Raw genomic sequence first — 11,958 nt, 5'->3', positions numbered from 1 at the left:
AGATCAAGCGATCGCAGGCTTCGCCAGCTCCTACGGTATGGCGCGATCCTTGTAGGAGCTGCCGAAGGCTGCGATCTTTTCAGCCGCCAATCGCATCCTTCAGGAACCCCGGCGCGATGTAGCGCTGGTAATGGGCTTCGGACAGGAGGAAAAATTCCCGATCAATGGCGTCCCGCAGGTCTGGCAGTTCCCAGTCGCGAAATTCCGGCATCAACACCATGCCGTAGGCTTCGAGGTTGTTGATGACCCGCGCCCCCCGGGCAATCAACTGATAGGCCCAGCAGTACTCCGATTGGTTCGGGACGAAGCGGATCTTGCGGGCTTCCAGTTGCTGGCGGAGCAAACCGGGGTCGAAAACCTCCAGCTTGGCCACCATCACCTGCGCCAATAGCTGCTCCAACCGCATCCACACCGCGCGCTTCTGCTCCTCGTTGTAGCCGTTCCAGTGAATCACTTCATGGTGGAACCGCTTGCAGCCACGGCACACCAAATCACCGTAGACAGTGGAGCAGAGGCCGACGCAGGGGGTCTTGATGAGGTGGTTGGGCATAAGGAAAAGCACACGCTAAAGCAGGACAGGCCGGCATGTTAGCCCTTTGTCTAAGATTGATCACCCCTTCAAACTTCGTAGCCCAACTTACCTTTAATTTTTTTTTGCCGTAGAATCAGCCAGCCTTTTAAGGCGCCAATGTCCGTTAGAAGCTGTTTTCAAAGCGTCACGAGCACAGTCGTTCCTTCAGAGCGGTGTTGGCCGAGGGTCTTTCCAGCGGGGAAAGCCCAACGCCAACCCTCATCAGCTCCCCGTTCTGCAGGCGTAAAACTTTGAAAGCAGCTTCTGTGAGGAACCCCGGAAACTCTGGCGTAGTGGCTCAAAAAGCCTGCGACGCGCATGAGTACCGTGGGTTTCTGGATGAGCGTCCCGGACACCCATTTGGGACCACTGATGAGGGTAATAACTGTGCTTGAAGCCTACCGCAAACATATCGAAGAGCGTGCAGCACTGGGTATCGTTCCCCAGCCGCTTAACGCCGAACAAACCGCAGGTCTGATCGAGCTGCTGAAAAATCCTCCGGCTGGCGAAGAAGCTTTCCTCGTTGACCTGATCACCAATCGCGTTCCGCCTGGAGTCGACGAAGCCGCCTACGTCAAGGCCGGTTTCCTGTCCGCCCTGGCCAAGGGTCAAGCCCAATCCCCTCTGCTGGACAAGAAACGTGCCGTTGAACTGCTCGGCACCATGCAGGGTGGCTACAACATCGTGACCCTGGTCGAGCTGCTGGACGACGCCGAGCTGGCGCCGGTCGCGGCCAAGGAACTCAAGCACACCCTGCTGATGTTCGATGCCTTCCACGACGTGGCTGAAAAAGCCAAGAACGGCAACGTTCACGCCAAAGCCGTGCTGCAATCCTGGGCCGACGGCGAGTGGTTCAAGAACCGCCCTGTGCTGGCCGACAAGATCAGCCTGCGGGTGTTCAAGGTCACCGGCGAAACCAACACCGACGACCTGTCCCCTGCCCCTGATGCCTGGTCCCGCCCGGACATCCCGCTGCACGCCCTGGCCATGCTGAAAATGGCCCGCGACGGCATCGTGCCTGATGAACAAGGCAAGACCGGCCCGATGAAGCAGATCGAAGAGATGCGTGGCCAAGGCTTCCCGATCGCCTACGTCGGTGACGTGGTCGGTACCGGTTCGTCGCGTAAATCGGCGACCAACTCGGTACTGTGGTTCTTCGGCGACGACGTGCCTTTCGTTCCGAACAAGCGCGCTGGTGGTTTCTGCTTCGGCAGCAAGATCGCCCCGATTTTCTACAACACCATGGAAGACGCCGGCGCCCTGCCGATCGAATTCGATGTGTCCAACATGCACATGGGCGACGTGATCGACCTGTACCCGCATGCTGGCAAAGTCTGCAAGCACGGTACCGATGAAGTCCTGACCACCTTCGAAATGAAGACCCCGGTCCTGTTGGACGAAGTCCGTGCCGGCGGCCGTATCCCGCTGATCATCGGCCGTGGCCTGACCGAGAAGGCTCGCGCCGAACTGGGCCTGCCAGCGTTCGACCTGTTCAAGAAACCGGATGCCCCGATCGAAAGCACCAAGGGCTTCACCCTGGCGCAGAAAATGGTCGGCAAGGCCTGCGGCGTCGCCGGTGTGCGTCCTGGCACCTACTGCGAACCGAAGATGACCACCGTCGGCTCCCAGGACACCACTGGCCCGATGACCCGTGATGAACTGAAAGACCTGGCGTGCCTGGGCTTCTCGGCCGATCTGGTCATGCAGTCGTTCTGCCACACCGCGGCTTATCCAAAGCCGATCGACGTGACCACTCACCACACCCTGCCTGATTTCATCATGACCCGCGGCGGCGTGTCCCTGCGTCCGGGCGACGGCATCATCCACAGCTGGCTGAACCGCATGCTGCTGCCGGACACCGTCGGCACCGGTGGTGACTCCCATACCCGTTTCCCAATGGGCATTTCGTTCCCGGCCGGTTCCGGTCTGGTCGCGTTCGCCGCAGCCACTGGCGTCATGCCGCTGGACATGCCGGAATCGATCCTGGTGCGCTTCAAAGGCAAGATGCAACCGGGTGTCACCCTGCGTGACCTGGTTCACGCCATTCCTTACTTCGCGATTCAGGCTGGTCTGCTGACTGTCGAGAAGAAAGGCAAGAAGAACGCCTTCTCCGGCCGCATTCTGGAAATCGAAGGCCTGGACAACCTGAGCATCGAACAGGCTTTCGAGCTGTCCGACGCCTCTGCCGAACGTTCGGCCGCCGGTTGCACCATCAAGCTGTCGAAAGAATCGATTACCGAATACCTGCAATCGAACATCACCCTGCTGCGCTGGATGATCGGTGAAGGCTACGGCGATGTGCGTACCCTGGAACGTCGTGCCCAAGCGATGGAAGCCTGGATCGCCAACCCTGAGTTGATGGAAGCCGATGCTGACGCCGAATACGCTGAAGTCATCGAAATCGACCTGGCCGACATCAAGGAGCCAGTGCTCTGCGCGCCGAACGACCCGGACGACGCCCGTCTGCTCTCCAGCGTGGCTGGCGAGAAGATCGACGAAGTGTTCATCGGTTCGTGCATGACCAACATCGGTCACTTCCGCGCTGCCGGCAAGTTGCTGGATCAGGTCAAGGGTCAGCTGCCAACCCGTCTGTGGCTGTCGCCGCCGACCAAGATGGACGCTCACCAACTGACCGAAGAAGGCTACTACGGCATCTACGGCAAGGCCGGTGCACGGATGGAAATGCCAGGCTGCTCGCTGTGCATGGGTAACCAGGCACGCGTTGAGCCGAACTCCACCGTGGTCTCGACGTCGACCCGTAACTTCCCGAACCGTCTGGGCGACGGCGCGAACGTCTACCTGGCTTCGGCCGAACTGGCGTCCGTGGCCTCGATCCTGGGTCGCCTGCCGACCGTCGAGGAGTACATGGAATACGCCGGTAAGATCGACAGCATGGCAGCGGACGTGTACCGCTACCTGAGCTTCGACCAGATCGCCGAGTTCCGTGAAGCCGCTGCAAACGCCAACATCCCGGTCGTTCAAGCCTAACGCTACAACGCCCGACTAAAAACGCCGCCCTTCTTGCGAGGGGCGGCGTTTTTTTATGCCTGCTGTTTCGATGCAAACCAAGCAACCGCTATCACGAGCAAGCTCGCTCCCACAAGGTGACGGTCAGGCCATAAGGGAGTAGATCAACGCTGTGATCGCCACCAGGCCCACCAATGTCACGAACACATTGGAGGCCTGGCCACGGTAACGGGCCATGGCCGGGACTTTGCGGATGGCGTACATCGGCATCAGAAACAGGATTGCCGCGATGACCGGACCGCCCAGGGTTTCGATCATGCCCAGAATGCTTGGGTTGAGCGTAGCGACGATCCAGCACACCACCAGCATGAACGCCGCAGTCAGGCGGTCCAGGGTCTTGGGCGCCGGACGGCGACCGCTCTTGACGACCAGGCCCTTGAGGCCCTCACTGGCGCCGATGTAATGCCCCAGGAAGGACTTGGAGATCGCCACGAACGCAATCAACGGTGCGGCAAAAGCGATGGTCGGGTTGCTGAAATGGTTGGCCAGGTACGACAGGATCGACAGATTCTGCGCCTTGGCTTCGGCCAGTTGTGCCGGCGACAAGGTCAGCACGCAACTGAACACAAAGAACAGCACCATCACCACCATCAGTACATGGGCGCGCGACAGGATCTGCGAACTGCGCTCCTCGGCGTTGGCGCCATACCGACGCTTCTGGTCCACCGCAAACGCCGAGATGATCGGCGAGTGGTTGAACGAGAACACCATCACCGGAATCGCCAGCCACAGGGTATGCAGCAGCGCCGCAGGTGCAGGCGGCGTAGACGCGGTGGTCAGGATGCCGCCGTTCCAGTGCGGGATCAGAAACACCGCCAGGAACAGCAACGCGACGATAAACGGATAGACCATCAGACTCATGGCCTTGACGATCGCCTGCTCGCCACAACGCACCACCGCCAGCAGGCCCAGGATCAGCACCAGGGACAACACGACCCGAGGCGGCGGCTGGATATGCAGTTGATGCTCCAGGAAGCTGCCCACCGTGTTGGTCAGCGCCACGCTGTAGATCAGCAGGATCGGGAAAATCGCAAAGAAGTACAGCAAGGTGATCAGCGCACCGGCCTTGAGGCCGAAATGCTCTTCCACCACCTCGGTGATGTCCGCGCCGTCACGACCGGACAAGACGAAGCGGGTCAGGCCCCGGTGGGCATAGAACGTCATGGGGAACGCCAGCAACGCCAGGATCAGCAGCGGCCAAAAACCGCCCAGGCCCGCATTGATCGGTAAAAACAGCGTGCCTGCACCGATGGCGGTGCCAAACAGACCCAGCATCCAGGTGGTGTCATGGCGACTCCATTGGCTGAGGGTGGCTGGGACAGTCGTTTCAAAGCGCTCTTCGACGCTATTGGCCTGATCATTCATCCGGTCGGATCTCCGTTTTCCGGTCACATGCACCCGGCCGGGACGAGTCGGAAAAACCCGACAGGCAGCGCCCTGGCCGAAACAGGGGCGCGATTGTCCGGGATTAGCGAGCAGAAGCAAAGACTTAGCTGAGGAGCGGTTGTGCGGATCAGATCACGCCAATAGAAACCGTCGCCACATTCCCTGTGGGAGCGGGCTTGCTCGCGAAAGCGGTGTGTCATTCAGCCGATGCGTTACTGATACACCACCTTCGCGAGCAAGCCCGCTCCCACAAGGACGACGCTGGACACGAAATGCACATAAAAAGCCGGAGCCCCCTGCCCTCGGCTCCTACAATCAGGTTGAATACTTGAAATCGCCCCAGCGCCCACAGGAGCCCAGCATGACCGCAACCGTTCTGGTACTGGTTGAAACCGTCAATGAATACCTACCGATTCTCGAGCGGCAGGGCTACCACCTGGAATTGGCGCCAACGCCTGCCGAACGCAAGACGGCGATTTTCGAACACGGTGAACGGTTCGGCGCGGTGCTGACCCGCGGCCCCCTGGGTTTGACGGCCAAAGAGATCGCCGCCCTGCCCAACCTGCAGATCATCTGCGTGATCGGTGCCGGCTACGAGCAGGTGGACCTGCAGGCTGCGCGCAAGCGCAACATCGTGGTGACTAACGGTGCCGGGGTCAACGCTTCCTCGGTGGCTGACCATGCCATGGCGTTGTTGCTGGCGCTGGTACGCGACATTCCCCGGTCGGATGCGGCCTTGCGTCGGGGTGAATGGCCGAGGACCTCGCGCCCCTCCCTGGCCGGCAAGCGCCTGGGTGTGCTGGGCCTTGGCGCGGTGGGCATGGCGATTGCCAAACGGGCCGCCCTGGGCTTTGACATGAGCGTCAACTACCACAATCGCCGGGTGCGCAGCGACGTGCCCTACACCTTCTGCGCCACGCCCACGGAACTGGCCCGGGTCTCGGACTTCCTCATCGTCGCCACGCCCGGCGGTCTCGATACCCGGCAGCTGATCAACAAACAGGCCCTTGATGCCCTGGGGCCCAACGGTTTTTTGGTGAACATTGCCCGGGCCAGCGTGGTCGCCACCGCCGACCTGATCAATGCCCTGGAGCACCGGAGAATCGCCGGCGCGGCGCTGGATGTGTTCGATCACGAACCTGAAGTGCCCGACGCGTTGAAACGCCTGCCCAATGTGATCCTGACCCCACACGTGGCGGGCCTGTCCCCGGAAGCGACCCGAAGCACCGTGGAGCTGGTGGGCCAGAACCTGAACGCGTTTTTTTCCGGCAAGCCGGTGCTGACGCCGGTACCGTTACCCGACGTGTAACCTTAAAGAACCCCCAGCAATGTCCACAACCGTCGGGATTCGGCATCGGCACTGATCAGTTCGCCCAGCAACTCGCTCAGCGGCTTGTTGCCCCACTCAACGCCCCGCCGGATCAAGTAGGGCACCGGGCTATGGGGTTCGGTGCGTGCCAGGTAACCGGCGATGACCAATAGCTGTCGATAGGCCTCTTCACGGCTGGCCGGTTCTTGAAAGACCTGGGCAGGTGCCGCCTGCGACACAGAAGTCGGCGGCGTAACCGCTGGGGAAATTGGCACCGGCGCGACGGTGGGTTGCTGCGGATTCATTGCGATGAACTCCTCTACCAGAGTCAGCAAGGCCTGCATCACATCCTGCAGGGCTTTGTAGCCCGGGGCCAGATTGCCCAGGTAAGCGTCGCTCCAGGCTTCGAGCCGTTGCAAATGCTGCAGGCCCAGCATCAAGCTGCCTTGGCGATGTAGCCAGAACGACAACGGTGTGGTGCGAATCAATTCCGTGAGTTTCTTTTGATCGCTGCGTGCGGCTTCGGCCGATGCCTTGGCGTTTTTGCTGTCGTTGCCCAACACTTGCTGGCGCTGCAAACGTTGCCAGTCATCCAGGCTGAAACCGGCGAAAGACGGGTCCCGGCCATCGAACAACGGCACCCGCGTCAGCAGCACTTCACTGTAGCGCCGGGCCAGCCACTCCAGCGGAATCACCCGCCACGCCTGGTCGCCCTCATCGGCCTGGGGGTGCAACTGCTCGGGATAGCGCTCACACAGACCCGCCACCAGCGCCAGGCTGCCCGGCAACCCCTCCACTCCCGCCAGATGCAGCCAGGCCTCCCCCAACCAGGCGCTGATCATCAGGTCCTTGCTGCGCTCGAGCAACAAGGTGGTGGCGAGTCTTTCCAGTTCCGGCCATTGGGCGCGCTTGATCGAGGCCTGCCAGACACCGGTGGGCAGGCTGGTGTCGTCTTCACGGCGCAACTCACGCAACTGGTCGAATTCCGGGTCGTAGCGCAGGTCCTGCCCACAGGGCGATTCGGCGCTGATCGGCTCGAGCAACTGGGTGACCAGCTCGGGCAAAGGGGATATCGGCAAGCTCACAGGCCCTCCTCACGGGTCGCGATGGCGGGGCTCGATGAGGTCGCCATGAAAGGTGAACGGGGTGCCCGGGTCGGTAGCGGCGGGATCGACAACGGCAGCTTCGAGCCCTGGCTCATCAACGACAGGCGCACGAACATCAACGTTTGCTGCGCCGTGCTGGCCTGGGTCTGGGCCGTCACCGGCAGTTGCAGGGTCAGCGGAAAATCGGTGTAGTCGACATTCGGCTGGCGCTGGACCGACCCCAACGAGCGCATCAGGCGCAGCAACGACCAGGGGCCCTGGTATTCCCAGCCAGCTTCCAGATTGCGCACCACCAGGTTCGGTTGCAAGGGGTCGTTGGCCGGACGCTGGTAACCGTTGCGGGCCCAGCGCAAGGTCAGGCGCACCGGCTGCCCGACCATCCAGCGCAGGTTCTGCTGGGCGCCACCGGGGTAGCTGATCTGCTGGTTGCCGGCGTTCAGGCCCCAGGCGATCACCTGGTCGGCGCCGCGTTCTTCCTCGCGATCGGTGCGCCAGCGCACGTCCATTTCCACGCCGAGAATGCCGCTCTTGTCCCGTACGAACAGCGGCCCGAGCCAGGTACTGGCCTGTTTCAAGCGATTGAGGAAATCTTCGGCCGCCAGCCGATCCGGCGTCTGGCTCAACGTCAGCCCTGCCTGGGCCAGGGGCAAGCGCGTGTCGATCAACTCCAGCAGGCGCTGGACCCGCGCCGGGTCGGCATCGCTGGCCCGCACATCCTGGGAAAACGGGAAGCGCCCGGCCAGGTATTGATTGAAATAGTTGGCCAGGTCATTCCAGGCGGTCGCTGCCTGGTTCTGTTGCAGGTACAGGCAACGCTGCAGGGCGCTCTGCTGCAGCGCGACAGTACGCTGGGCCAGGTCACCGCGCCCGGCGGACAGACTGGCGGTTTGCAGGATCTGCGCGCAGGAGGTGGTGTCCATCTCGATGAAATCCCGGCTCACCAACTGCTCCAGTTGGGCCGCCGAGCTGGCCGGGTTCTGGTTCTTGTACTTGAGCAATTCATCGTTGATGGCCATGAACCGCGCCACCTGATCGTGCTCCAGGGCCGACAGGTTGTCCTGCTGGACGATCAGCCATTCCAGCGCCGGCATCCGTTGCTCGGCGATCTGCAACATGGCGCCGAACTGCTGGTTCAAGTTCAGCTTCAGATCCTGTGTATCGGTAGCGCCATAGAGCTGCAAACCGAAGTTCTTCGAACCGTTCCAACGCTGGACATCGGCCCGTTGGCTGAACAGCGGCTGGGCATCGATTTCGTTCAGGCCGCTCTTGATCTGCGCCAAGGCCCGACGATTGAGCAGGCGCTGGAAACGTATCGCCAAATCGCCCCGATGTACGTCCATGAAAGCCTTTTGCAGTGCAACAGCCTGGGACGTCTGCACATTGAAGCCCATGCCCGGCAACTGCTCGTCGCTCTCATTGAGGCTCAACCACATGGCCTGCGCCGCCGCCCCTTCAGCGGCCTGCATCAGCGCGTCACGGTAATCCGGCGGGATGCGCGGCAGCTCTTCGTTGGCGTAGCTCTTGTAGCTGGCGAAGTAGTTCAGGGCGACGCTGAAATCATCGCTGCCGTCGCCCTGGCTCATCGAACCGGCGTTGCTGTCCGACGGATCCTTCTGCAACGCCAGCGCCACGAAATCACGCTTGAAGAGGGCTTGCACCGCGCCGTCCAGCGCCGTGACATGGTCTTGCAGCACCAGCAGGCCACTGCCCTGCTGCACCAGCAGATTGTCCCGGGAACCGGTCTGGACGATCCACTGGTCCCTGAAGCTCTGCTGCAGCTTCGCTGCCTGGCTCTCCAGATCCTGTTCGATATCCGGCCCAAGCAAGGTACTGTGGCTGACCTGGTCCATCAGTTGCGTGTAACCGGGCACCAGGTCCTGGCCCTTGCCTCGTCCCCAGGCCGAATTGGTCAGGCTGACCAGCGTCTGCAAGTCGTCGATCAGCGCCATCAGGTCTTCGAGTTCGCTCAAGGAGTTTCCACTGCCCGCTTCCAGCCGTTGCAGATGCAGCTTGAGGTAGCCGGCCTGGCGCACGAAGTTGTCCGCCAGAAAATAATGATCGAGCCAGCGCTGCATCAGGCCCGTGAAGTTATCGGAGATCCCCGGGCGCGCAGCGTTCAGGTCCAGCCCTTTCAGATCGGTGTTTTGCGAATCGAACAGCACCCGATTGTAGAACCGCGCCCGGCTCAAGGTGCCGGTGTTGAGGTTCAGCGACAAGGCGTTGTTACTCAGTTGCACCAGCTCATCCAGCGGCGCCTTGGGGTTGTTTATCGCCTGGCTGAACAACTGGTTGTGCTGCTCCAGGCGCACCGCGCGCTCCACCAGGTCCCTGGCCTTCACATAACTCTGCCACTGCGCCGGGTCTTCGCTTTCCACGTTGCCGCGCCGCTCGGTGTTGCGGATGGCCTTGAGCTGTTCCAGGTCCGAATTCAACAGGTCACGCAGCGGCATGACCCAATGGTGCCGGGCGGTCAGACGCAAGCCGTCCTGCAGTTGCGTGTCCACCGAGGAGAACCACGACGTGGGGAACACCACCGAGACGAAACGCCAGCTCGGCGCTTTTTCCAGCACGTTCCAGTAGTTCTGCACGTTGTGCCGGGTCGGCTCCAGTTGCGGTTCGTCAGGGTCGACCACCAGATGGTTCTTATGGGCACTGAGGATCAACCGCGATAGCTCCTCGGCTTGCTCCACCGAGTCGCGCCAGACCCACAACATACTCCCCAGCCAGACCAGGCCGACCACCAGCGCGACCGCACCGGCCAGGCGATGCCAGCGCTGACGCAAGCGCAACAGGCGTGGCACGGGTTGGGCCAAGCCATGCTCAGCCACCAACCGCCGCGACCACAGTTGCCGGGCGAATACCGTCTGCCGCAGGGCGCTGTCGGTGGCGTCCAGTCCGTCCCCGCGAATGGCCGGCGCCTGGCTCGCGGTGAAATATACGCCACGAAAACGCGGTGCCTCGCCTTGGGCGTTACCCTGGAAGACCGGTTCCAGCAGGATCTGCATGGCCCGTCGCAAGCCTTCGAAACGCTCTGGCAAACCATAAAGGTCTGTACTCAATTGCCCCGACAGCGCGCCGATTTCGATGATCGACTGCGACAGCGCGGCGTTGACCTGATCCAGCGCCTGATCACTCCACTGCGATTGCCAGGCTGCATCGGGCAAGTAGGGTGACGACCAACCCAGCATCGATTCCCGAGCCTCGGCGGGCAATGCGCTGACCAGTTCCTGGAACCCCGGTAACTCCTCCATCCCGGTAATCACCACGTACACCGGCAAGCTGAGGCCAAAGCGTTGCAGGAGATCGATAAAGCAGCGCCGGACCTTGAGGCTCAACTCGGTGGTGTGTTCGATGTCGTCGAGTTTGCCGAACGGAACGGTCCAGATCACCGCATCCAAAGGCCGTCTGCTGCGCAACCGCAGGATCAACCCCAACAAACGCCACCAGTTGCCCCGTTGCCGGTTCATGCCTTCATCGGGCAGGAACAACGCCTGCGGTACCACCAGCACCGCACCTTCGGCATCCGACCACCAGCGCCCGAACCATGCGGCCTTGTCCGTCGGTTGCAAGCGCCACTGGGCGCACAGTTGGGCACCGTCGGCTTCGTTGCCGAGCATCATCAGCCAGGGCATCTGGTAGCGGTCCCGGGTGCCCTGTTCCTGTTCCATACGGCGCACCGCCCCGTAGAAACTACGGATCGCCGCGCCGCCCTGGGTGCGCAGCCACCAGATCACGGCCGAGATCAACAGCACCACGACGATGGCGAACAACACCAGGGCGACGATGCTCAAGGGGCTCATGAGTCCTGCTCCTGGACCGCCGACTCGTTCAGTTGCAGCACTGGTTCGAGCTCGGTACTAATGTCACGCCAGAACACCTGCCCCAGCCCGGTCAGCAACACCACCATCGCCAGGATCGCCAGCCCCAGGCGGACCCCGTCCGGCAGTGACTGCTGCCCCGGCATACGGACCGGCGCCGCGGCCGAAGACATCGCCAGGCGCTGACTGACATCGACATAATCGGGATCGTGCTGCCAGGCAAATGTGAACAACGCCAGGCGCCATTTTTCATGCTGGACCTGACCGGGCTCGCCGCGCAGCCGGCCCTGGAACCCGAGGATCAGGCATTGCAGGTAGACATTCGCCAGGTCCCGGGTGCCGGGCATCTGCTCATCCAGCAGTTTCTTGATGGCCGCGGGCAGCCGCTCGCCGGCCTGGCGGCTGGAATACATGCGTGACTCGAGGGGATGCTGCTGCCAGGCGAGCTGCCCGGGCCAGGGGGTGAATAGCAAGGTTTCGTCCACCAGCGCCACAAACGCATAGACCAGCGCCTTGACCTGCTCGGTGGCGGCATCGCCGACGGTGGCGAAGGCCACGCGCCACAAGCGTTGGGCGCTGCGACCGGAAAACTCCACCACCCGGCTGGCCAATACCGCAGGGTCGCTGTCCTTGGGCAAGTCCTGCCATTCCTGGGACCACTTCAGCCAAGCCTGACGAAAAGCGCTGCTCAGCGGCGCCTCATGCAGACCCCGAACCGCCCCGCCACTTCCGTCAGGCATA

Annotated in this window: 7 protein-coding genes; 2 read left to right on the top strand and 5 right to left on the bottom strand. The window is 62.0% G+C overall.

All coding sequences use genetic code 11. The features are described 5' to 3' along the window. Positions 1–79: 79 nt before the first annotated feature. Complete coding sequence (locus tag EPZ47_RS12505; RefSeq protein ID WP_135845047.1) at positions 80–550, bottom strand: DUF1289 domain-containing protein; 471 nt, start codon at positions 548–550, stop codon at positions 80–82. A gap of 408 nt (positions 551–958) precedes the next feature. Between EPZ47_RS12505 and acnB the strand changes: the two genes are divergently transcribed. After that, positions 959–3,559: a bifunctional aconitate hydratase 2/2-methylisocitrate dehydratase gene (gene acnB, locus EPZ47_RS12500; protein WP_135847981.1), complete on the top strand. Its 2,601-nt coding sequence runs from the start codon at positions 959–961 to the stop codon at positions 3,557–3,559. A 123-nt stretch (positions 3,560–3,682) separates the two neighbouring features. Here the strand turns inward: acnB and EPZ47_RS12495 are convergent, their stop codons facing one another. Continuing rightward, the gene (locus tag EPZ47_RS12495; protein WP_135845046.1) at positions 3,683–4,963 is read right to left on the bottom strand and encodes a serine/threonine transporter; all 1,281 of its coding nucleotides are present in this window, start codon (positions 4,961–4,963) and stop codon (positions 3,683–3,685) included. 382 nt (positions 4,964–5,345) lie between these two features. Between EPZ47_RS12495 and EPZ47_RS12490 the strand changes: the two genes are divergently transcribed. After that, a complete protein-coding gene (locus EPZ47_RS12490; protein ID WP_135845045.1) occupies positions 5,346–6,293 on the top strand; it encodes a 2-hydroxyacid dehydrogenase in 948 nt (315 codons plus the stop codon). Positions 6,294–6,295: 2 nt separating this feature from the next. Here the strand turns inward: EPZ47_RS12490 and tssA are convergent, their stop codons facing one another. The 3 genes from tssA to EPZ47_RS12475 are packed head-to-tail and all read right to left on the bottom strand — an operon-like array spanning position 6,296 to position 11,957. Continuing rightward, entirely contained in the window at positions 6,296–7,378 is a 1,083-nt protein-coding gene (gene tssA / locus EPZ47_RS12485) for a type VI secretion system protein TssA (protein ID WP_135845044.1), read from the bottom strand. Then, positions 7,375–11,199, bottom strand: a complete 3,825-nt coding sequence (locus EPZ47_RS12480) for a type VI secretion system protein (RefSeq protein ID WP_135845043.1) — start codon at positions 11,197–11,199, stop codon at positions 7,375–7,377. Before EPZ47_RS12480 ends, tssA begins: the two co-directional genes overlap by 4 nt. Next, complete coding sequence (locus EPZ47_RS12475) at positions 11,196–11,957, bottom strand: DotU family type IV/VI secretion system protein (RefSeq protein WP_135845042.1); 762 nt, start codon at positions 11,955–11,957, stop codon at positions 11,196–11,198. Before EPZ47_RS12475 ends, EPZ47_RS12480 begins: the two co-directional genes overlap by 4 nt. Position 11,958: the final 1 nt, after the last annotated feature.

It is taken from the genome of Pseudomonas viciae (genome assembly GCF_004786035.1).
Taxonomy (GTDB): Bacteria; Pseudomonadota; Gammaproteobacteria; order Pseudomonadales; family Pseudomonadaceae; genus Aquipseudomonas; species Aquipseudomonas viciae.
The sequence above is the reverse complement of the archived record's forward strand: the minus strand, read 5'-3'. Positions and strand labels throughout refer to the sequence as shown.